This window comes from Methanothermus sociabilis (assembly GCF_055392295.1).
In genome coordinates, this window is record NZ_AP042467.1 from 355,121 (window position 1) to 377,376 (window position 22,256).

Annotated in this window: 26 protein-coding genes; 12 read left to right on the forward strand and 14 right to left on the reverse strand. The window is 31.4% G+C overall.

Annotated elements, in window-relative coordinates; translation table 11 throughout:
* Positions 1 to 170: 170 nt before the first annotated feature.
* Genes ACZ5LY_RS01915 through ACZ5LY_RS01925 form a run of 3 tightly spaced genes read right to left on the reverse strand, consistent with a single transcriptional unit; the run spans position 171 to position 2,350 of the window.
* Entirely contained in the window at positions 171 to 959 is a 789-nt protein-coding gene (locus ACZ5LY_RS01915) for a DUF2101 family protein (RefSeq protein ID WP_464577768.1), read from the reverse strand.
* A 34-nt stretch (positions 960 to 993) separates the two neighbouring features.
* Positions 994 to 1,410, reverse strand: coding sequence for a class III signal peptide-containing protein (locus ACZ5LY_RS01920; RefSeq protein ID WP_464577769.1), 417 nt, complete (start codon positions 1,408 to 1,410; stop codon positions 994 to 996).
* Between the two features lie 16 nt (positions 1,411 to 1,426).
* Positions 1,427 to 2,350: a transcriptional regulator gene (locus tag ACZ5LY_RS01925; protein ID WP_464577770.1), complete on the reverse strand. Its 924-nt coding sequence runs from the start codon at positions 2,348 to 2,350 to the stop codon at positions 1,427 to 1,429.
* A 20-nt stretch (positions 2,351 to 2,370) separates the two neighbouring features.
* On the opposite strand from ACZ5LY_RS01925, the gene ACZ5LY_RS01930 reads away from it, so the two are divergent.
* From ACZ5LY_RS01930 to ACZ5LY_RS01950, 5 genes are read left to right on the forward strand one after another with little or no spacing between them, the layout of a single operon-like run.
* Positions 2,371 to 3,621, forward strand: coding sequence for an exodeoxyribonuclease VII large subunit (locus ACZ5LY_RS01930; RefSeq protein ID WP_464577771.1), 1,251 nt, complete (start codon positions 2,371 to 2,373; stop codon positions 3,619 to 3,621).
* A complete protein-coding gene (locus tag ACZ5LY_RS01935) occupies positions 3,611 to 4,939 on the forward strand; it encodes an MmgE/PrpD family protein (protein WP_464577772.1) in 1,329 nt (442 codons plus the stop codon). The genes ACZ5LY_RS01930 and ACZ5LY_RS01935 overlap by 11 nt, the downstream gene beginning before the upstream one ends.
* A complete protein-coding gene (locus ACZ5LY_RS01940) occupies positions 4,921 to 5,817 on the forward strand; it encodes a peptidase (protein ID WP_464577773.1) in 897 nt (298 codons plus the stop codon). Before ACZ5LY_RS01935 ends, ACZ5LY_RS01940 begins: the two co-directional genes overlap by 19 nt.
* A gap of 9 nt (positions 5,818 to 5,826) precedes the next feature.
* Positions 5,827 to 6,672 (forward strand): fumarate hydratase, encoded by an 846-nt coding sequence (locus ACZ5LY_RS01945; RefSeq protein WP_464577774.1) that lies wholly within the window; start codon positions 5,827 to 5,829, stop codon positions 6,670 to 6,672.
* Between the two features lie 10 nt (positions 6,673 to 6,682).
* The gene (locus ACZ5LY_RS01950) at positions 6,683 to 7,480 is read left to right on the forward strand and encodes a citryl-CoA lyase (protein ID WP_013413749.1); all 798 of its coding nucleotides are present in this window, start codon (positions 6,683 to 6,685) and stop codon (positions 7,478 to 7,480) included.
* Here the strand turns inward: ACZ5LY_RS01950 and ACZ5LY_RS01955 are convergent, their stop codons facing one another.
* The 8 genes from ACZ5LY_RS01955 to ACZ5LY_RS01990 are packed head-to-tail and all read right to left on the reverse strand — an operon-like array spanning position 7,481 to position 13,418.
* A complete protein-coding gene (locus tag ACZ5LY_RS01955; RefSeq protein ID WP_464577775.1) occupies positions 7,481 to 7,990 on the reverse strand; it encodes a hypothetical protein in 510 nt (169 codons plus the stop codon).
* 21 nt (positions 7,991 to 8,011) lie between these two features.
* Positions 8,012 to 9,058 carry an aspartate-semialdehyde dehydrogenase gene (gene asd, locus ACZ5LY_RS01960; protein WP_013413751.1) on the reverse strand — a complete coding sequence of 349 codons (1,047 nt, stop codon included), beginning with the start codon at positions 9,056 to 9,058 and terminating at the stop codon, positions 8,012 to 8,014.
* Between the two features lie 4 nt (positions 9,059 to 9,062).
* On the reverse strand, positions 9,063 to 9,881 hold the full coding sequence (gene dapB, locus ACZ5LY_RS01965; protein WP_048060561.1) for a 4-hydroxy-tetrahydrodipicolinate reductase: 819 nt from the start codon (positions 9,879 to 9,881) through the stop codon (positions 9,063 to 9,065).
* Between the two features lie 13 nt (positions 9,882 to 9,894).
* On the reverse strand, positions 9,895 to 10,782 hold the full coding sequence (gene dapA / locus ACZ5LY_RS01970) for a 4-hydroxy-tetrahydrodipicolinate synthase (protein WP_013413753.1): 888 nt from the start codon (positions 10,780 to 10,782) through the stop codon (positions 9,895 to 9,897).
* Between the two features lie 53 nt (positions 10,783 to 10,835).
* The gene (locus tag ACZ5LY_RS01975) at positions 10,836 to 12,062 is read right to left on the reverse strand and encodes an aspartate kinase (protein ID WP_013413754.1); all 1,227 of its coding nucleotides are present in this window, start codon (positions 12,060 to 12,062) and stop codon (positions 10,836 to 10,838) included.
* A 10-nt stretch (positions 12,063 to 12,072) separates the two neighbouring features.
* Positions 12,073 to 12,264 carry a 30S ribosomal protein S17e gene (locus ACZ5LY_RS01980; protein WP_013413755.1) on the reverse strand — a complete coding sequence of 64 codons (192 nt, stop codon included), beginning with the start codon at positions 12,262 to 12,264 and terminating at the stop codon, positions 12,073 to 12,075.
* A 3-nt stretch (positions 12,265 to 12,267) separates the two neighbouring features.
* Positions 12,268 to 12,561: a chorismate mutase gene (locus tag ACZ5LY_RS01985; protein ID WP_013413756.1), complete on the reverse strand. Its 294-nt coding sequence runs from the start codon at positions 12,559 to 12,561 to the stop codon at positions 12,268 to 12,270.
* Positions 12,561 to 13,418, reverse strand: coding sequence for a shikimate kinase (locus tag ACZ5LY_RS01990; RefSeq protein WP_048060670.1), 858 nt, complete (start codon positions 13,416 to 13,418; stop codon positions 12,561 to 12,563). The genes ACZ5LY_RS01985 and ACZ5LY_RS01990 overlap by 1 nt, the downstream gene beginning before the upstream one ends.
* 75 nt (positions 13,419 to 13,493) lie before the next feature.
* Here ACZ5LY_RS01990 and ACZ5LY_RS01995 point away from each other — a divergent pair, with 75 nt between their 5' ends.
* The 6 genes from ACZ5LY_RS01995 to ACZ5LY_RS02020 all read left to right on the forward strand — a co-directional run bounded on the left by ACZ5LY_RS01995 (position 13,494) and on the right by ACZ5LY_RS02020 (position 18,850).
* The gene (locus ACZ5LY_RS01995; RefSeq protein WP_013413758.1) at positions 13,494 to 13,757 is read left to right on the forward strand and encodes an MJ0307 family thioredoxin; all 264 of its coding nucleotides are present in this window, start codon (positions 13,494 to 13,496) and stop codon (positions 13,755 to 13,757) included.
* Positions 13,750 to 14,811, forward strand: a complete 1,062-nt coding sequence (gene cbiD, locus ACZ5LY_RS02000) for a cobalt-precorrin-5B (C(1))-methyltransferase CbiD (RefSeq protein WP_464577776.1) — start codon at positions 13,750 to 13,752, stop codon at positions 14,809 to 14,811. Before ACZ5LY_RS01995 ends, cbiD begins: the two co-directional genes overlap by 8 nt.
* Positions 14,812 to 15,900, forward strand: coding sequence for a glycosyltransferase family 4 protein (locus ACZ5LY_RS02005; protein ID WP_464577777.1), 1,089 nt, complete (start codon positions 14,812 to 14,814; stop codon positions 15,898 to 15,900).
* Complete coding sequence (gene moaC, locus ACZ5LY_RS02010) at positions 15,872 to 16,318, forward strand: cyclic pyranopterin monophosphate synthase MoaC (protein WP_464577778.1); 447 nt, start codon at positions 15,872 to 15,874, stop codon at positions 16,316 to 16,318. Before ACZ5LY_RS02005 ends, moaC begins: the two co-directional genes overlap by 29 nt.
* Entirely contained in the window at positions 16,318 to 18,324 is a 2,007-nt protein-coding gene (locus ACZ5LY_RS02015) for a DEAD/DEAH box helicase (RefSeq protein ID WP_464577779.1), read from the forward strand. The genes moaC and ACZ5LY_RS02015 overlap by 1 nt, the downstream gene beginning before the upstream one ends.
* A 97-nt stretch (positions 18,325 to 18,421) precedes the next feature.
* The gene (locus ACZ5LY_RS02020; RefSeq protein WP_464577780.1) at positions 18,422 to 18,850 is read left to right on the forward strand and encodes a DUF2115 domain-containing protein; all 429 of its coding nucleotides are present in this window, start codon (positions 18,422 to 18,424) and stop codon (positions 18,848 to 18,850) included.
* A 9-nt stretch (positions 18,851 to 18,859) separates the two neighbouring features.
* On the opposite strand, the gene ACZ5LY_RS02025 is transcribed toward ACZ5LY_RS02020, so the two are convergent.
* Together ACZ5LY_RS02025 and ACZ5LY_RS02030 are read right to left on the reverse strand one after the other, a co-directional pair.
* Positions 18,860 to 19,162, reverse strand: a complete 303-nt coding sequence (locus ACZ5LY_RS02025; protein ID WP_464577781.1) for a DUF2098 domain-containing protein — start codon at positions 19,160 to 19,162, stop codon at positions 18,860 to 18,862.
* Positions 19,163 to 19,172: 10 nt separating this feature from the next.
* Positions 19,173 to 19,448 carry a PRC-barrel domain-containing protein gene (locus ACZ5LY_RS02030; RefSeq protein WP_013413765.1) on the reverse strand — a complete coding sequence of 92 codons (276 nt, stop codon included), beginning with the start codon at positions 19,446 to 19,448 and terminating at the stop codon, positions 19,173 to 19,175.
* A 56-nt stretch (positions 19,449 to 19,504) separates the two neighbouring features.
* Here ACZ5LY_RS02030 and ACZ5LY_RS02035 point away from each other — a divergent pair, with 56 nt between their 5' ends.
* A complete protein-coding gene (locus ACZ5LY_RS02035; RefSeq protein WP_048060671.1) occupies positions 19,505 to 21,094 on the forward strand; it encodes a tRNA uridine(34) 5-carboxymethylaminomethyl modification radical SAM/GNAT enzyme Elp3 in 1,590 nt (529 codons plus the stop codon).
* On the opposite strand, the gene cofH is transcribed toward ACZ5LY_RS02035, so the two are convergent.
* Positions 21,095 to 22,228, reverse strand: coding sequence for a 5-amino-6-(D-ribitylamino)uracil--L-tyrosine 4-hydroxyphenyl transferase CofH (gene cofH / locus ACZ5LY_RS02040; RefSeq protein WP_013413767.1), 1,134 nt, complete (start codon positions 22,226 to 22,228; stop codon positions 21,095 to 21,097).
* Positions 22,229 to 22,256: the final 28 nt, after the last annotated feature.

Genomic DNA, 22,256 nt, shown 5'->3' on the forward strand with positions numbered 1-22,256 from the left:
AAAAGCATTACATCAAAAGGGCTAAGCTATAGAAATAAGTTAAATATAATCATGAGAAAAATAAAGAAAAAATCTTAATAGTCTGTTTGAGAGAAGACATTTACTTAAGGAATATTTTATATATAGAAATGGTCTCTAGCAAGTTTTCTTGATGAAGCAAAAGTGAGGAGTTATATTTTACCAATTATTTTAGTAGGTTTGTTTCCTTTCACAGATAATCTTCCACCTTCTACTTTCAATTTAACAATTTCACCTTCTTTAACATCAAAATTTCCCTTCTCAACAATATATATATCAGGTAACACATTAGCTCTAATATCATAATCTACCTTAACATGTACTGTGTTTTTCCCAACTTCCACAACTTCACCATAAGTATAGTTCCTATAATATTTAATCCTAAAAACATAATACATGAGTAAAACAAGTAATATTGAAAATAGGATTAAAGTAATTGATGGAAAATATTGAAATGGTGTATATAACACAAAGAGAGGATTATCAGCAATCATGACAAGAAAAATACCTATTCCTACATAACTCAAGAAAAAATTACGGTATACTTCATAATCCTGAGGATACATAACTCTGATTTGATATTTTAAAATATAATAAATGAGACAAATAGTTGCAATGCCAAGGAATAAATATAAGGGCAATGAAAGGTAATTAAAAATGTATAAGATTGATAATAAAACAAAAGTTATTGAAAGAATTTGTAACTTAAAAACAGTCTTTTCCTTCTCTTTAATATCCATAATCTTAATGTCTTTAACTATTATTTCTCCTTCATCCTTGTTTTTATTCATTTCCCATTTATTTTGGAATTTCTTAAATTCTCTTCCTAACTCTCTAATATTTATTCTTTTTATTTTATTTGGTAAATTTACAATTTCAATGACTATAGTTCCCACCAATGAACATAATTTCAGAAAATATTCACCTATTTTTGATAACATTGGACCACCTTTATCTTTGCATAACCTTTATACCTTACCTAATAGTAATGGTTCCTCCTATTGGCCACTCAACAACAACTGTATTCCAACCTTTATTAAGTTGGATAGGAGGAATATTTGTGAAATTATACTGAGTAAATGTTGTTACATTGTGAGGCCCGTCACTACATGTTACCTGTAATGTAACGTTGTTTCCACTAACAGTTAAGTTTGTAGTATCAGGTACATAAACAGTGACAGTTCTTTTGGCTCCTGGACCATTTGAATAGACAACATCAAGTGCATGGGCAATCTCTTGAGCAGCTACCTTAGCATCTGATACTTTTGAAATGTCCATACTTGCATCTATAGATTTTCCAATCATGGGGATCATCACATATACCAAAATAAAAAATAAAAGTGCTATAATAAGAATATATTCAACTGAGACTATTTGACCTTTTGAATTCATAAAATCACCAACCAAATCATGTATATTCTTTTCTTTCCCTTACAAGTTTTAAAAGTTCAGCAGGAGTATCTATATCCTCAATTTCATATTGCCTAATAACAGGGACTCCCTTAAGAGATTCTTTCACATTTTCACTTTTCATAATAAAAGCTGCAAGAGACCCTGCTACTAATGAAATATCTTTAAGTGAGGATGCCAATTTTAACAATCTACTTTCACTTCTATTCTTCTCTAAACCTGTGATCAATGTTTCGTTTCTTTTTTTACCAAAGTTTGCTAACGCATCAAAAGGTGTCCTTCCTGTTTTAATGAAACTAAATCTGGAAAATTTTATCTTGTTCTTATTTTCATACTTTAAATTTTCAGGGACTTGGAAAACATCTATAGAAAATGTTATTTTACAACCTAAATATTTTTCTAGAGCTAAGGCAACATCAAAAGACATTCTCCCCAATCCTCTTTCATATTTATATATAGATTCTCTAGACACGTTTATATGATCTGCAAGATCTTTTAAAGATAAACCAAGTTTTTCTCTAACCCTACGTAATTTTCTTCCATCAATGTTTACGTAATACCCGCCTCTATCTGCAAATATCTCTGGATACTCTCCTTCAGCTATTATCCTTTTTAATGTATTGACACTTGATGCAGGAATTCCATATCTGGTATAAATCACGCCATCTTCTAAAGGTTTATCTTTTGATCTTATACCAACCAAAAATGGTGAGGCTAGAAGGTTTGAAGCAACCTTTTTCATTTCATTAGCTTGTATTTCATTGAATGAATTTATATTTACAAGTACTTTCAATAACAATAATAATAGTTCTTTCCGTGCTAAAAAATCGAAACAACTTCTTTCATATATTCTTGATACTTCAAAACCCTGGTCAATGAAAAAATTATACATGTCTTCGATAAGCTTTACTCTAGATTCCATAATTTATCACCGGTGATCATATGCTTCATATAGGTATAGATGATACAGACTCCAGCAAAGGTATGTGCACTACCTATATAGCTTGTATACTTTATCATGAATTTAAAAGTTGCGGATTTGAAGTGATAGGTTATCCTAGATTGATAAGATTAAATCCTTTTGCACCACATAAAACCCGTGGAAATGGTGCCGTATCACTCAGAATAAAAACAAAAAATGAAGAAAAAATTAAAAATAAAGTATTAAACACTGTTTCAAATTTAGCAGAACTTGAAGATGAAAACACAGATCCTGGAATTGTATTTTATAAAGGAAAAATAACTCCTGAAATGGAAAAATTTGCATTAAAAGCCATAAGGAAGATTGTTAGTTTAAATGAAGCTAAAAAATTAGCAAAAAAAGTTAATGCTGAAATTTATAAGTTTAAAAAAGGAAGAGGTATCATAGGAGCTCTTGCAGCAATCTCTTGTCCTCTAAAAGATAAAACTTATGAATTACTTGCATATCGAACACCAGAAAATTATGGTAAAGAAAGAAAAATAGATAGCAATTCTGTTTTTAAAATGGATAAATTATTTTATCCAAAAACATTTGACAATGTTGACAATGATAACATACTTATAACTCCAAATACACCATGTCCTGTTCTTTATGGTATACGAGGTGAAACTCCTGAAGATGTTAGAGAGGCAAATAAAGTTGTTAAGTCAAGGGAACCTATTGAAAGGACATGTATTTTTGAAACAAACCAACACACTGATCAACATATCCAAAAAGCAAAAAGAATAGCGGATATGAAGCAGTTTGAATCTTATGTTGTTATAGGGGAAGTAAAAGACGAACCAAAGGTTATTGAAGGAGGACATGTTTTTTTCACATTGAAAGATAGTTCTGGTGAAATTACTTGTGCAGCTTATGAACCTACAAAAGAATTTAGGAAAATTGTAATGAAATTAAAACCAGGAGACAAATTGAAAATATATGGAGGTATAGGTGTTCACAATACATTGAACATTGAAAAAATGAAAATATTAGAAGTAGCACCTTTATATAAAAAATTAAATCCACTATGTCCAAAATGTGGAAAAAGAATGAAGTCTGCTGGGAAAAATAAAGGTCTCAAATGTTTAAATTGTGGTAATAAAATCCCTTATGAATATAAAATAATTAAGAAAATTCCTAGGAATATAAAGAAAAAATGGTATGAAGTTCCCCCTGCAGCAAGGCGTCACCTTTCTAAGCCGCTTATAAGGTGTAAAAATGATATCTAAAGATTTGGCTAATTTTATTAAAAAAATAAAATATTCAAAATTAAATAAAAATGTTGTTGATAAAGTTAAATCTTCTTTTTTGGATTTCTTTGGAGTTGCATTAAGAGGATCAAGAGAAAAAAGTGGAATCATAGCATTTAAAAGTTTATACAAGAAGGGAAAGAATTCAACTGTAATTGGTTATGGAAAAAGCGATGAAATGACTGCAAGCTTAATAAATGGCATATTTGCACATAATACAGATTTAGATGATGGTCACAGAAATGCATTGATGCATCCTGCATGTACTGTAATACCAGCTGCACTGTCTCTTGCAGAAAAATACAATGTAAGAGGTAAGAGATTTATAGAAGGCATTGTTTGTGGTTATGAAGTTGGCATTGCAATTGGAATTTCTATAAATCCAGAACATAGGGAAAGAGGATTTCATACAACAGGCACATGTGGTGTATTTGCAGCCGCTGCAGCTGCATCAAAGGTTTTAAACCTTAAAAAGAATGAAATAGTCAATGCCATCGGGTTGGCAGGTACTCAGGCATCTGGATTGTTAGAATCTGATCATGCTGGTACAATGGCAAAACATCTGCATGCAGGAAAAGCGGCTCAAAGTGGAGTAATATCAGCTATTTTAGCTAAAAATGGTTTTACTGGTGCAAAAACTATATTAGATGGAAAAGAAGGATTTTTCAATGCATATTCTACTTTAGATAAAATTTCAATAATAAAAAGAGAATTAGGTAAATTTCACATTAGAAACACTTATATGAAAAAATATCCTGTTTGTAGACATCTTCATTCCACTTTAGATTCTGGAGAATCAATACTCAAAGAATTAGGAATTAAAAAATTAGATCCAAATAAAGTTAAAAAGATAATTGTAGAGACATATGAGGTTGCAGCACAACATAATAATTACAGACCTAAAACTGTGGAAGCTGTTAGACAAAGCCTACCTGTTTCTTTAGCAATTCTTTTGTATAAAGGTGATTTATCTTTAGAAAATTTAAAAGAATATGAAAGATTAGAGTCTGGAGTGAAAAAAATTATAGATAAAATTATAATAAAGGTAGATAAAAGTTTAGATGCAAACAAAAGACCATCAAAAGTTTGTATTGAATTTAAAAATAGAAGAATTGAAAAATTTACACCTATACCTAGAGGAGAACCAGAAAATCCCTTTTCAAAGGAAGATATATTGAAAAAATTCAAAAAATTGAATCCTGAATATCCAATAAAAAAATTAAAAATTATAGATGAGTTGGAAGATATTGAGGTTGGAGACTTGATGGAGGAATTGTCATGGAAGCAAGAGCAATAAATTTTCTTAAAAAAATAGGTATTAAATATGAATTTAAAAAATCTAACAAAAGATTTGAAGACGGATCTGAATATAGGTTTGAGGTTCCTGGAATACAAGGAGTGGAAGCTCTTGAAGCATTGATAGACGCTATAGATGAATATGATGTAACTGTTCATAGAGTCACTCAGACAAAGGGAATTATGATGCTCACTGATTCTGAGATAGAAAAAATGGCTGAATTGGCGTTGGAAGCTAAACTTGAATTGTTTTTAAGTGTGGGTCCACGAGCAACATATGATACAAGTGCAACAGTGCATACAAAAGAAGGAGCAAGAATTGGATATAGGTTAAGAGGTTATGAAAATTTAGTATATGCAATTGAAGATGTAATGAGGGCCATTGATTTAGGTGTTAGAGGAATAGTTGTTTATGATGAAGGACTTCTCTGGGCATTGAATAAAATGAGAGAAAATGGTGACATACCAAAAGATGTACATTTTAAAGTATCAGCTCATTGTGGTCACGGTAATCCTGCATCTGCAATTTTACTTGAAAAAATAGGTGCAGACTCCTTTAACCCTGTGCGTGATTTGCAGATACATATGCTTTCTTCATTAAGGCAGGTAATAGATATACCTATAGATGTGCACACTGAAAATCCAAAATCTTCTGGTGGTTTTATAAGACATTATGAAGTGCCTGATATGATTAAATTTTCAGCACCAGTATATCTTAAAACAGGAGGATCTGTAGCATTAACACATGCTTGGGAAACAACTAAAGATGAAGCAAAAAAAAGGGTAAAGCAAGTTTTACTTGTACAATCCATGATAGAGAGATACTATCCTGAAGCAAAGATTTCTAGTAAAAAACATTTGGCAATACCTTCACCTTAGGTGGTAATTTTGGACTTAGTTAAAAAAGTTAAAAAAGCTGTTATAAAATGTAGCACAGAATATAGTGAAGATCAAATAAAAGCTTATAAAAATGCCATAAAAAATGAAAACAATGAAAATGCTGTTTGGGTTCTTAAGTTACTCTTAAAAAATGCTAAAGTTGCAAAAAAGAAAAGAAGACCACTTTGCGATGATACAGGTATTCCTCATGTATATATAGAAATTGGCAAAAAATCAGAAATTTCTAGTACGTTTTTTCAAAAAATCAGGCGAGGCATAGCTGAAGGATTACGTGAGCTTCCAGGACGCCCTATGGCCCTAAAAGGAAATGATATAGAAAGAATAGAACAAAGTAAAGGGATATATGAAGATCCTGGGAAAGTGGTTCCTCCTTCATTCTTCATAGATAACAATAAAGAAGAAAATGGAACAAAAATTCATATAATGATGTTAGGAGGTGGTCCAGAAATTAGAGCTAGAACTAAAAAAGTTTTCCATGAACATGATTACAGAAAAGTATTTAAAGAAGTAATTAGATGGATAATAGTAGAGGCTAAATCTCTAGGTTGTACACCTTGTGTACCCGCCATAGGTATTGGAAGGACACATTATGAGGCAACATCGTTAATGCTCAAGGCAATTGCTCATGGTAAATTAGATCAGCAATCAGAACTAGAAGAATATATAACTAATTCTGTAAATTCTTCAGGAATAGGTCCTTTAGGTTTAGGAGGATCCACCACTGCATTAGGAACTTTAATTAAAATAGGTCCACAAAGAGCCAGCGGTGTCAGAATCGTATCTACAAGATTATGTTGTTGTGTAGAACCAAGAAAATACACGATAACCATTTGAGGTGAGTTTTATGACAAAAATGCGGACAAAATGGAGAACATCAATTACTAAAATTGAACCAAACAAAATAATAATTAGAGGAATTCCAATAGAAAGACTCATTGGGAGTATAAGTTTCCCGGAAGTTGTATATTTATTAATAAAGGGAAAATTACCTAGTGAAAAAGAGGCAAGAATGTTAGAAGCTGTATTAGTTTCATTTGCTGACCATGGAGTGACTCCACCTAGTACTCAAGTTTCAAGGATAATAGCATCAACAGGATCACCTGTCAATGCCTGTATTGCTGGTGGGCTATTAGCATTTGGTAAACATCATGCAGGAGCAATAGAACATGCCATGAAATTATTCCAAAATTCAGTTGAGTTATGTGATTCTGAAGATGATATACCTGAAGTTGCAAGGGATGTTGTAAATAAATACATTTCAAAAGGAAAGAAAATTCCTGGTTATGGTCATAGATTCCATAATGAGGATCCACGACCCGTGAGACTTTTTGAATTAGCAGAAGAACTTAATTTCAAAGGACCACATATGGTTTTTGCCCTTGAAGTTGAAAAAATCTTAAATGAATTAAAAAACATAAAAATGAATGTTGATGGAGCTTGTGCATCAATACTATCAGATCTTGGATTTGATTGGAGAATTGGAGTAGGAATGTTTATGTTAGGTAGGTTACCAGGAATTATAGCCCATATTTATGAAGAACGTACAAAAGAACCTCCATTTAGGAAATTCTTTGATGTTGATGAAATTGAATATGAAGAAGAACAAATATTCAGACCTCCTAAGTTAAAAACACCTGAGTAACTATTTATTTATTTTTTCCCAAAGAGTGCCATTATTGGTTTCATATCTTCTAGCATATCCTTCTCTTTCAAGAGCTTTTAATATATTTAACATGCTTTCAAATTTAAGTTCTTTAAATCCGACTTTTTTGACAAAATCATGCAATTCCTTAGCCGAGGCTTTTTTAGATGGTAATAAATGATATATTTGAGATTGAAAAGACGTAAGCCCGGGTTTAGGTTTAGATGTCAATGCTTCAATATATTTCTCAAGTTTTTTTAATTTTTTATCTTTTTTTGATAATTCTTCCTTCAAAACTTTAATTTTTTTATCTTTTTCTTGGATTATATTTTTTAAATTGATTATTTCTAAATTTTTATTTCTAATCTCTGCCTCATATCCTTCATTTTTTAATTTCTTTAGCTTATTCCGACATTTATTTAATTCTAATCTTAATTTAGAAATTTCTAATAAACATGACTTAACAACTTTTTTTAATTCTTCTTTTTCTGAATCTTTAAATAGTCGCATAGATATCCCAAAAAATAAAAATCAAAGAATTGTTTCTTTAATGAGTTCTGCGTTTAGCACTGACGCTCCTGCCGCACCTCTAATTGTATTATGTCCAACTAACACATATTTAAGACTATTTTCAATTGTGTTATCTTTTCGCAATCTTCCAACTGTTACAGCCATTCCATTCTCGTTATCTCTATCTATTCTTGGCTGAGGTCTATCTTCATCGTCTAAAACTATTATTGGTTTTTTTGGTGCAGAAGGAAGATTTAGTTTTTGTGGTAAACCCTTAAACTTTGCCATTGCATCTTTTATATCTTCTATATCAAAATTTTCTTCTAATTCAATGAATACGGCTTCAGTATGTCCATCTAACACAGGTACTCTATGGCAAGAAGCAGTTATTTTAAATTTTGCCGGTTCAATACTATCATCCTTTAAAGTTCCAAGAATTTTTAAAGTTTCTGTCTCTATCTTTTCTTCTTCGCCACTTATAAATGGTATTATATTATCTAAAATTGCCATGGATGGAACACCAGCATATCCAGCACCAGATACTGCTTGCATAGTTGCAACATATACTCTTTTTATATCAAATAAATCATAAATTGGTTTTAATGTCAATGTAAGTGCTATTGTCGAACAATTAGGGTTAGTAACTATAAAACCTTCCCAACCTCTTTTTTCTTGTTGTATTTCAATTAAATCCAATGATTCTGGATTTACTTCGGGAATTAAAAGTGGAACATCTGGTTCCATCCGCATAGCACTTGCATTAGATGCAACGATATATTTTTCTGCAAATTTAGGCTCTACCTTGGCAGCAATGTTTGATGGTAAAGCTGAGAATAATATATCTACATCCTCAACTTCTTTTGGATCTGTGTTAACAACTGTTATATCCTTAACAGATTCTGGCATTTCTATATCTAAATACCATTTAGCTGCGTCTTCATACTTTTTACCTGCTGACCTTGGGGAAGCTGTTAAAACTTCAATTTCAAAGTCAGGATGATCTGCCAACAAACTGACAAATCTTTGTCCAACCATGCCGGTGGCGCCGAGTATGCCTACTTTCAACATCTTATCACCTGAGGCCTAAAACATCTTTCATGTCACTTATTTTTCCTGGTTTCGCATGTTTTATATATCTTATAGCACGTAAAACTCCATTAACGAATGCTTGTCTACTATGTGCACGATGAATGATTTCCAATCTTTCACCATTGCCTAAAAACATAACTGTATGGTCTCCAACAACATCTCCGCCTCTTATTGCATGTACGCCTATCTCTTCGTCACTTCTTTCGCCAACAATTCCTTTTCTACCATAAACAGCCACATCTTTACTTTTTCCTCTTTTATCACATATTATTTCTAAAGCTTTCATGGCAGTGCCAGATGGAGCATCTACTTTGTGTCTGTGATGAGCTTCAATGATTTCTACATCATAGTCTTCAAGTAATGACGCAAGATCTTCAATAATTTTGAAAAAAACATTTACTCCGACTGCCATATTTGGAGAAATAACTGCTTTAATGTTATTTTTTTCTACACAATCCTCAATTATTTTCATCTGTTCCTCATTAAAACCAGTTGTACCAACGACTAAATTTACTCCCATTTTACTAGCTGTTTTTATATTTTCAACTGCAGCATTTGGAGTTGTGAAATCAACTAAAACGTCAGGATCTTTGTCTTTTAGAACTTCTTTTAAAAAATTTGCACCTCTTATCTTTACACCAACATGTCCTATACCAATTGTTTCACCAATGTCTTTACCTTCTAATTCCGTATTTGGAGCTTCTATCGCACCAACAAGTTCCATGTCTTTCTCTTTAACTACATTCTTTATAATTAATGATCCCATTCTTCCACAAGCGCCACAAACAACTATTTTCATGATTGATACCTCAATGCTAAATAAGTGATAACCTTTCCAATATTTCTCTTAAAGTTTTTTTATTTTCTTCTTTTAACGATGCTAAAGGCATTCTTACATGTCCTGCTGGTCTTCCCATCATATTCAATGCCTCTTTTACAGGGGCAGGGTTAGTTTCAATAAACAATGCCTCCATGAGTTCATAAAGTTCATAATGTTTTTTCTTAGCTGTTTCAAAATCACCTTTTAAAGCACTTTTTACTAGTTCACACATTCTGGTTGGATCTACGTTGGCAACAACGGAAACAACGCCTTTAGCACCCATAGAAATCATTGGCAAAGTTAAATTGTCATTTCCTGAAAGAACTATAAAATCTAAATTTGTATCCATGGTTTCTTTAATAATCATGGAAACTTTATTTAAATCCGTGCTAGCCTCTTTTATTCCTACAATATTGTCAACTTTTGCCAGTTCGCACAAAACATCTACACCTATATCTATTCCAGTTCTTGATGGTACATTATAGATGATAATAGGAATATCTGATTTCTCAGCCAATGTTTTGTAATGTTTTATTAGTCCATGTGGTTGTGGTTTATTGTAGTATGGTGTTATAACAAGTGCTGCATCTGCCCCAGCGTCTTCAGCATATTTTACTAATCCAAGTGCCTCTCTAGAAGAATTACTTCCTGCACCTGCTACTGCAGTTACTCTACCATTTACTTCATCTACGAGTATGTCTATAAGCCTTCTATGTTCTTCATGAGTTATTGTCGCTGATTCTCCTGTTGTACCTGCAGCTAAAAGTCCATCAACGCCTTTTTCAATCAAATAATTTATATTTTCACGCATTCCTTCTTCATCTATCTCATCATCTTTTGTAAAAGGAGTTACCATAGCAACTATCGTTCCTTCGATCTTCATTTTTCACACCCAAAATATACTATGAAAAAAGTTAAATATTGATTTTACGAAAATCATGAGGATCCTAAAACATCGCGAACAAGATTATAGACTTTTTCGCAATCTTTCCATTCTACAAAAATAACTATTGATGTCTGGGAAGATGAAATTTCCACAATGTTTATGTTATGTTTTTTCAATGGTTCTGTAATTTTTGAAATAATTCCAGGAGTTGTTACAAAATCAGGGCTTGAAACACTTATCATTCCTACATCTTTACCTATGGATACAGAACTAAGATCCTTGTCTTTAATAACTAATTCATGTAAAATTTTATGGGCTTTCCTAGCATCTTTTTTGTTAACAAATAAAGTTACAGAATTTTGACCTGTAGAAATTCCTAAAATATTTATATTATCTTTTGCAAGTCTGGAAGTTATTTTAGCAAGTATGCCTGGCTTATAAAGTATCTCTTCACCAACTACTGCTATAACAGATAATGGTTCTGGATAGGACATTGTTGTTTTTAAAGTTTTCTCTTTTGATGGTCCTATAATTTCAGTTCCAGGTGCAGATAAATCTCCATGCTTAAAACTTATTATTTTTGCTCTTAAATTAGGTTCTTTATATTTTAATGCATCTGGATGTAAAACCTTTGCACCATGTGTGGCCAAATCCCTCATTTCTTCTACTGATATTTTTTCCAATCTTTTTGCACTTTTTATTAAATTAGGGTCTGTCGTCATTACCCCACTTACATCAGTAACAATGATAACCTCATCTGCATTTAAACACTTTGCTAGAACAAAAGCAGTTACGTCACTTCCACCTCTTCCCAATGTTGTAATATGTCCTTCCTTGTCTTTACCAAGAAATCCACATATAACTGGAATTATTCCTTCATCCAGAAGATTTAATATATTTTTTGACAATTTTTTGGTTGTTTCTAAATCTACTTCAGCGTTTAATAGATTACTATCAGTTATTATTGGCCATTTATCGCTAAATGGATCTATATATTCAGATTTTACTCCAAAAGATTCTATAGCAGATGCAAATATTCTAGCACTGGTCATTTCACCCATAGAAATTACTTCAGCCAACTGTTTTTCTGTTACAATATTTTTTGTTGCATCTTCTACAATTTTAATTAGCTCATCTGTTGTTTTGTTTATGGCAGAAACTACGACTACTACTTTCTTTCCAGACATGTATTCTTTAACTACCGCATTGGCAGCCTTTCTAATTCTTTTTCCATTCCCTATTGATGTCCCACCAAATTTAACAACTATTAGTGCCATTTATACACCATTAAGATGATCTTTGTTTCATAAGTTTTGTTATGTAACCTGCTATTTTATTTCTCAAATGTTTTGTTTCTACGGTTGAAATTTCTTCTAAAACTGCCTTGTTTTCATCAAAATTGTCTGAAAACTTGTCTGGAAAAGTTTCTATTAATTCTTTTGCAACTCTTTTTATCAACGCAGTTCTAATGTTTCCCATACACTACCTCCCCATCACTTTTTTTTGTTCTTCTCTATTCATCTCAGTTAATATCTTTACTATTTTTGTAATTTTCTTTTCATTAATTTTATTTTTTCTAGCAATCTTCCTTGCCTTATTTTCAATTTCTTTCTCCCTTATAGGGTCTTCAATATCCATACCTAGTATCATTTTTGCTTTTGCTATTTTTTTGCCAAGGAGTGTTCTTTCACAGATAAGCTTCAAAATTTTTTTATCTAATATATCTATTTGTTCTCTTGTTTCATTTAGAATTTTCTTTGCTTCCGATTTATCCATTAAATCACCTTTGTTCCTTCATTGTCAACTTCAGTTAATATTACTTCGCCAGGATATGAATTCCATGCATCCACAACATTGTCAACTTTGTCATTGTCAACAATTGCAATGAAAGAAGGCCCTGTTCCTGAAAGCCCCGAAGCTAGTGCACCAGCATCCAGTGCATCAAAAATTATATCTGTGTTGAATCCAAGTGCAGAGGAATAAAGTATACCATTCAATGTTAAAGCCTTATAAATATTTTTATTTAAAAGTTCTTTGAATGCAATATCTACCCATGGTGATATTAACTTCATTCTTTTTACATCTGCTTCAGCAGTGAAAGATTTTTTCTTAGGATTATATATTACTACTTTTTTTTCATCCATTTTACCTTTATATATTATTTCCCTTCTTAAATTATCTGTTATTGTTAATCCTCCAAAAAATGATGCTGTGGCATCGTCAAAAGCCCCTGTTATTGTCACTCCTGCTTCTAATGATGAATCGATTGCTAACTCTATAATATCCATATCATCTAATTTTTCTGTGTCAAATTCTTCTGAAATTAATTCATATACTGCCAAAGTAACTGCATTTGATGCCGCACTACTACTTGATAAACCTGAAGCCACTGGAAGATTTGATTCAGTTTTTATTTTTAATCCTGTTTTTACCCCTAAACGTTCTAAAACTTTTTTTGCACAAATTTCCATTAGTTTTGTGTCAACTTTAGGTTTTGTACTACATTTAATACCAGAATTAATTATTTTAGCTTCAGCAGTAACATAAAGTTTTATTCCAAATGCTGATCCTTTTCCTGTGGCGATAGCATTAATAACTGTTGCTGAACCAGGAGATTTCACCTTTTTCTTAATAGGTATCCCTCCAAACAAAAATTTTTTCTAGCTTATTATATCATAATTTAGGAATAAAGATTTAGAGGTGATAATGTGGTAGTAAAAATAGAGATATTTACATCTCCCACATGCCCTCATTGTCCATCAGCCATTGCATTAGCCGAAGAAATTAAAGAAGAATATGGTAACAAAGTTGAAATTGAAGAAATAGATGTGATGGAAAATAGAGAAAAGGCAATAGAATATGGTTTGTTAGCAGTTCCTACAATAGCAATAAATGGAGAAGTTAAATTTGTTGGAACTCCCTCTAAAGAAGAATTTAAAAGAGCTATTGAAGAAGAATTAAAAAATGAATAAAAGTAAGATAGGAATAACAACAGGTAGTGCAGCCACTGCAGCTGCAACTGCTTGTATTTTATTTTTAAAAAAATCTAAAAAACCTAAAATTGTAAATATTGATGCACCTATAGGTAAATTAAAAATTGAAATAAAAAGTATAAAAAAAATATCTGAAAATGAAGCTGAAGCTTTAGTTGTCAAGAAAAAATATCCAGATCCTGATGTAACGATTGGACTTGAAATAGGAGCTAGAGTGAAACTTATAAATGAAAATAAGATAATTATTAAAGGTGGAAAAGGAGTAGGAATAGTAACTAAGCCAGGATTGCCAGTTCCTGTTGGTGAACACGCAATAAATCCTGTACCTAGGAAAATGATTAAAAAAAATTTAAAAAAATTCCTTGAACAAAATGAGGGTGCAATAGTCACAATATTTGTACCTAAAGGAAAAGAGGTTGCACAAAAAACTATGAATCCAAAGTTGGGAATTAAAAATGGGATATCAATCCTTGGAACAAAAGGCATTGCACGACCAATGTCATCTAAAGCATATAAAAAATCTTTATCTTATCAAATTGATGTTGCAATAGCACAAGGATTTGAAGAATTGTATTTTGTGCCAGGAAATATTGGTGAAAAAATTGCTTTAAATAAATTTAAAGTTGAAAAAGACAGAATTGTACAAACTAGTAACTTCATTGGTTATATGTTGAATGAAGCATCTAAAAAAGGAGTAAAAAATATTGTACTATTGGGGCATGCTGGAAAATTGGTGAAAATTGCTGGAGGAATATTTAATACACACAGTAAAGTTGCCGATGCTAGAAGGGAAATAATAGCTGCTTATGCAGCGTTAGCAGGGGCATCAAAAGTTCTTGTAAAGAAAATATTTAAATCTAAAACTACTGAAGAAATGATAAAATACTTAGAGAAAGCTGGAATCAGAGAAAAGGTTTTTAATTATATTGCAAAATCAATAAAGAAGAGATGCGAAGACAGATATCCATTAAAAGTCAAAGTTATAATAACAGACATGAAAGGAAGAGTTCTTAATAGTGTTAAGGGTGTGTAGATGAAAATATGTTTAATAGGTCAATATCCTCCACATGTTGGCGGAGTAGCTTCCCATGTTCATTTTTTATCAAACATGCTTAAAAACAAAGGTCATGAGGTATTTGTAATAACCTATCCACACAAAAATTTGAAATCTAATAATGTTAAGCAAGCTCCAACAATTAATATTAAAGGATTAAGAGGATTGATATTCACATTGACAGCAACGATTATGGCTCTCTATCTCATAGTGAAGGAAGATATTGATATAATACATTCACATTATCTATTGCCTCCTGGATTAGTAGGATATTTAGCATCTAAGATAACAGGTAAACCTCATTATGTAACTGTACATGGATCTGATGCTTTAATCTTATCATCTAACAGATTTTTAAGAATTTTGATTAAAATGATTTTACAAGATGCAGAAAATGTTCTAGTTGTTAGCAAAACATTAAAAAACAAAATTTTGGAAATTATAGAGGATGAAAAAAAAGTAGTAATAACAGGCAATGCTGTAGATTTAAAGACTTTTAATCCAAACATCAAAACAACATTTAGAGATGAATTAAAAATAAAAAAACCCATAATTTTATTTGTTGGGAATTTAGTACCTCAAAAAGGTTTACAATATTTATTAAAAGCAAAAAAATTGGTTAAAACACCATCAACCCTTGTCATTGTAGGAGATGGCCCTTGCCTTAATCAACTGAAAAAAATGGTTAAAGAAGAAAAAATTAAAGATGTGGTATTTACAGGTGTAAGGTATGATATAAATAATGTAATGGCTGCTGCAGATCTTGTAGTCCTTCCTTCTGTTTCAGAAAGCTTTGGATTAGTTTTGTTAGAAGCTATGGCCTGTGGAAAACCAGTTGTGGCAACCAAAGTTGGTGGTATCAAAGAAATAGTAACTGAAGATGTTGGATTGTTAGTTAATCCTCGTGATCCTAAAGCCTTGGCAAATGCTATAGATTATATACTTAAAAATGAAAAGAAAAAAAAGGAAATGGGAAAAAATGCTAGGAAAATAGCTATAAAATATTCAAAGATTTATGTCCCTTATCTAGGTGAAAAAGATGAAAAAGATTCAAATGGTAGAAATTAGGGAAAAACCTGTAGTTTATAGGTCTGCTATTGCATCAGGAGAAATATTTTTAAAAGAAAAAACAATCAAGGCAATAAAAAATAATAAAATTAAAAAAGGAGATGTATTGACAACTGCACAAATTGCAGCTATAAACGCTGTTAAAAATACTCCATCAATAATACCACTTTGTCATCCAATTCAAATCACTGGCGTTGACTTAGATTTTGAAATAAAAAAAGATAAAATAAAAGTTAATGTTAAGGTCACATCAGAAGGAAAAACTGGCGTTGAAATGGAAGCACTCACTGGAGTTAGTGCTGCACTTCTAACTATTTGGGACATGGTAAAAAGTGTGGAAAAAGATGAAAAAGGTCAATACCCAACTACAAAAATATCCAATATAAAGGTGGTTGAAAAAAGAAAGGAGAAAAAGTGATGAAAAATATCTTAAAAATTCTAAAAAATTGTTACCCTTATTTAAAAGATTTTAACCCAGCGCAAAAAGCTGCACTAAAGAGTGGTTTTCTTGAAAAAGATAAAAACTATGTAATTGCGATGCCAACAGCTAGTGGAAAAACATTGCTTGGTATCTTAGCAGCTTTAAAAGTTATAAATAATGGTGGAAAAGTAATTTATCTTGTACCTCTTATTTCACTACAAAACGAAAAATTACAAGAATTCAAAAAACTTGAAAATCATGCTAAGATTAAAATAGGTCGAGATCCTAGATATTCTGATTTGTCTGTCATGATATATGAATCATTTGACATTTTAACACGTACATATCCAGAAATTTTAAGTGATGTAGATTTGTTGGTTGTGGATGAATTTCACATGCTTGGTGATTATTCAAGAGGACCCATACTTGAATGTGCTATCACAAAAGCAAAAAAATTGAATCCAGGAATAAGAATTATTGCCTTATCAGCCACTCTTAAAAACATGCATGAGATTGCTAAATGGTTAGATGCAGAAGTGTTTGAACATGATTATAGACCAGTTCCTTTGCATAAAGATGTGTTAGTGGTAGAGAATCACAATGTTAGAAATAAAAACGATCTAGTTTTTAAGCTACTTAAAAAAAGTAGACAAATGCTAGTTTTTGTTTCAACAAGAAGATTTACAGAATCATTGGCAAATTATGTAGCTAAAAAATTGCAAAACAGGGAAAAGTTTGAAAAAATTGCCAAAAAAATTTTAGAAGTTCCAAAGAGTAAAGGTTCACCGCCAACACCTACATGTAAAAAACTTGCGAAATGTGTAAAAAAAGGAGTGGCTTTCCACCATGCTGGATTGTTTAATGAGCAAAGATCAATCATAGAAGAAGAATTTAAAAAAGGTAACCTTTTAATGATCACTGCGACACCAACATTAATGTATGGTGTTAATCTTCCATCACAAGTTGTAGTTATAAGAGATTATAAACGTTGGACACCAACAGGTATTCAAAACATCCCTATATTTGATTATGAACAAATGTCAGGAAGGGCTGGAAGACCTCAATATGATAAAAAAGGATATTCTTATTTAATAGCTAAAACTAATGAGGAAGCAGAAAAACTTTATGAATATTATATAGAGGGAGATATAGAAGAAACAAGGTCTCAATTACTTGATAATAAAGATTCTCTTTGTAAACAAATAATAGGTCAAATTGCTTCTGGATGCAGGGACATAAATGATATCATAGAATTTTTCTCAGATACATTTTGTGGATATCAAATCAAAAAATTTAGTTATGATGCTTTAGAATATGAAATTGAAGATGCTTTAGATTTCCTATTAGATTCAGATCTAATAAAAATGACATCTGCTGGATTCAAAATTACAAAATTAGGAGAATTAGCTTCAAAATCTAATTATTCTGTGGAAACCGTTGTAAAATTGAAGGAATTTGTAGAAAATACAACAGATCTAAATATAAATAACTTGATTTATGAATTATCACAAACTCCTGACTTACCATTAATATCCTTTAAGAATTATAACTACAAAAATCGTGTAAAGGAAAAATTATTAGAAAATGAAATATTTGTTTGGGATGTAGGAAATAGAGAAGCCACTGCAGCTTCTCTAATTGAATGGGTGAATGAAAAAACTGAATATGAAATTGAAAACTTTTTTGGTGTTTATGGAGGATCTGTACGCAGGGCTGCATATGAAGCTTCAAAACTTTCTAAATTTCTTAAAGATATTTGTGAGGCAATAAATATATACAAATATTCTCATGATCTAGAAAAATATTCGGCAAGGCTTTATTATGGCGTAAAAGAGGATATTTTACATTTAGTAGTTAGAGTTAAAGGGTTAGGTAGAAGAAGGGCAAGAAAAATTTTCAACATATTTGGCGATAATATTGCATCAGTCAGTGAAAAAGAACTTCAAAAAGTTGAAGGAATTGGTCCTAAATTAGCCTCTGCAATAAAAAAGGCATTCAGGTGATAATCTGTTAAATATTAACTTTTCAGAAAAAATATCAAAAAGAAAATTATTACACATCCTAAAAAAAGCTTCAAGGAAAGTCAGTGTAAATGATCTCATGAATGCGAGTGTTTTTTTAAATGAAGAAATTAAGTATATGCACAAGCAAGAAAAAAAGGAATATATAAGGAGATTTATGCATGCTTTTTTCATGAGATTAAATGAATTGAAAAACGATAAAAAAAGATATGAAGGGTCTGTAGATATTAAAAAACTAAAAGAGCTCGTTGATTTTATGGAAAATAAAATAAAAAATTCTAAATCTGAAAAAGAACGTAGTTTTTATAAAATAGCGGCTATTGTTTCTATCTATGCTACATTTGTCAAAGAGATGCCAATACATCCTCTAAGTACAAAGTTTCCTGGCAACTTAAAGATAAGATATAGGAAAGGTAAATATCTTTGTCCTGTAAAGGATAAACAAAAAGAAAGCCCTGAAGCATTGTGTAAATTTTGCGTTGCTGTACAGGATGAAAGTGTACTGTAAATATTGTTTTTAACCTCCACCATCACATACTTCTGAACTAACATCTACTTCTTCTAGTTCTTCACGCATTTTCTTCAATTTTTTAATTTGTTCTTTTATTTCTGGTTTAACTTTTCTTTTCTCTTTGTATTCTTCTTTTCCAATGACTTCAAGATATTTACTATTATACCAAAGGTCATTCTTATCTAATTTTACCCATCCTACATTATTTTCAACTTTTATTGCTGATACTTCACCAGTGGTCCCAGTGCCTGTATATCTGACTATTGAACCAATTGTTATTGTTTTACCTTTTTTGTCAACAACTTCCATCCTTCCACTCCTATTCTGTTTTTTCTAAAGTTACCTTTTTAGCCTCTTCTTTTTCTTCTACCTCTAATTCCTTAGGTTTAACTCCTAAAATAACATAATCACCTATTGTGTTTACATCTTCTATTTTAACTGGGAAAGTCTTAGGTTTAAATGATAAACCAGCTTTAGAAACAATTAAATAATCAATAGTCCCTGTAGAAGTGTCTATTTCTATATCTGCTATTTTTCCAACTTCGTTAGCATCTTTATCAATAACTTTTTTACCTAAAAGTTCGCTTGCTCTCATCTTCCCACCTCCCAGTTTAATTATATGTGTAATTTAACCATATATAATGCATGATGATAAAGAAAGCATGTCGCTACATAATAAAGCAAGTAAAGGAAGGAAAAGTTAAAAATAAAGATGAATTGGAAATTGTTAAGCGTAAAGCATGCAAAAAATTTGGCATAAAAAAATTTGTTAGCAATTCTGAAATTTTAAAATATGCTACCCAAGAAGAGAAAGAAATAATTGCTCCCATCATACGTAAGAAACCAGTTAGGACAATATCCGGTGTTGCAGTTGTAGCAGTAATGTGTCACCCAACACCTTGCCCACATGGAAAATGCCTATACTGTCCACAAAGTACTAAAGCTCCACCAAGTTATACTGGAGAAGAACCTGCTGCTCTCAGGGCACGTAGACATAAGTATGATCCATATAGACAAGTCAAAGATAGATTAGATCAATTAAAGAGCATAGGACATCCAATTGATAAAGTAGAATTAATAATTATGGGTGGAACCTTTCCAGCCCATGATTTATGTTATCAAGAGTGGTTTGTATCACGGTGTTTACAAGCGATGAATGAATTTGGATCTAAAAAAGAGAAAAAAGAATTTCAATATTTAGAAGACATTCAAAAAATTAATGAAAAATCAAAGGTTAGATGTGTAGGAATGACTGTTGAAACTAGACCAGATTACTCCAAAGAGGAAGATGTAGACAGAATGTTGTCATTTGGGGTAACTAGGGTAGAATTGGGAGTACAGACAATATACAATTATATATATCATAGAGTTAAAAGAGGACATGACATTAAAGATGTTATAGAAGCAAATAGGATTTTAAGAGATTCTGGATTAAAAGTGGGAATGCATATAATGCCTGGGTTATTTGCAGATGAAGAAAAAGATTTAAGAATATTTAAAAGATTATTTTCTGATCCTTCTTTTAGACCAGACATGTTGAAGATATATCCATGTTTAGTAACAAAAGAAAGTGAATTATATGAGTTATGGAAGAGAGGAGAGTATAGACCATATAATACAGAAGAAGCTGTCGAATTGATTGTAAAAATAAAAAAATTACTACCAAAATGGGTTAGAACGATGCGAATACAACGTGACATACCTTCACCATTAATTGTAGACGGTGTTAAAAAATCAAATTTAGGAGAGTTAGTTTACAGAAAATTAAAAGAAGAAGGTGTCAGATGCAAATGTATTAGATGTCGTGAAATAGGTCATAGAATGAAGGAAGGTGTCATGCCAGAGGAGGACAATATAAAAATTTTCAAAGAAGAATATAAAGCTGCAGATGGCAAAGAAATATTTATTTCTCATGAGGATAAAGAAAATGACGTATTAGTTGGATTTTTACGTTTAAGAATTCCTTCCAAAAAAGCCCATCGGAAGGAAATAGATGAAAACACGGCTATAGTCCGTGAATTGCATGTTTATGGACCTATGGTCCCTATTGGTAAAAAATCGAAAATGATTGGACAACATAGAGGTTATGGAGAAGAATTACTTAAATTTGCTGAAAATATAGCATTAAAACGTGGAAAGAACAAAATAGTTATCACTAGTGGTATAGGTGTTCGAGATTATTATCGAAATTTTGGTTATAAACGTGAAGGTCCTTACATGGCAAAGATTCTTGATCAGTAATTAAATATTTGGAATAGCTGACAATGGTCTTATGTTGTTATAAAGAGTATCTCTTAATGCTGGTATACGTCCTAAATTTTCTACTATTCTTCTTAAATTACTTACGTCAGTTTTAGTACCATGAGGAGACCCTGCAGACCTTGATATATTTTCTTCTCCAAGAGTTCCACCTAAATCGTTAGCACCTGCCATTAAACAAAATTGTGCAAATTTAAAACCAAGTTTCACCCATGACACTTGTATATTTTTTATTAGGTCATGGAACATTAATCTGGAGACTGCATAAACTTTAAGGTCCTCGATGCCAGTCGCACCAGGCCTTGCATCTCCAGAAAGATATAGAGGAGATTTTGCATGCATAAAAGTTAATGGTACAAATTCTGTAAACCCACCTGTTTCTTCTTGTATGTCTCTCAATATTTTGAGGTGCTTAACAATATTTTCCATGTTTTCTACATGTCCATACATCATTGTAGATGTTGTAGGTATTCCAAGCTTATGAGCTGTCTTAATTATGTATATCCATTGCTCTGTAGTTATTTTACTTGGACAAATTTTTCTCCTTACTTTGTTATCTAATATTTCTGCTGCAGTTCCAGGCATAGACCCTAATCCTGCTCTTTTAAGAATTTTCAAAGTTTTTTTAATGGATAATTCTGAATTTTTAGACACATAGTATATTTCCATTGGTGAAAATGCATGAATATGGAGCTCAGGATAATTATCTTTTATTTCTTTTATGAGTTCTTCATAGAAGTTAATATCTAAATTGGGATGTAAAGCTCCCTGGATACAGACTTCTTCAACACCGCTCTCAACAGCTTTTCTAACGACCTTTAGTATCTCTGGAATATCCATAAAATATGCTTCAGGATCTCCATCTTTTTTACGAAATGCACAAAATCTACAATTTCCAACACATATGTTTGTGAAGTTTATATTCCAATTTTTAATAAAAGTCACAATGTCTCCAACAATTTTTTTCCTTACTTTATCAGCTGTAATTAAAAGAGCATATAGTTCATCTCCACGCAAATTCATTAAATACATAGCTTCTTCTACAGTTATTTGCCTATAAAAAGATTCTTCCAAAATTTCTTTTGTTTTTGGTCTTATAGTTAGATTATTCAACATACATAAGTTATTTAAATTGAAAACTTTA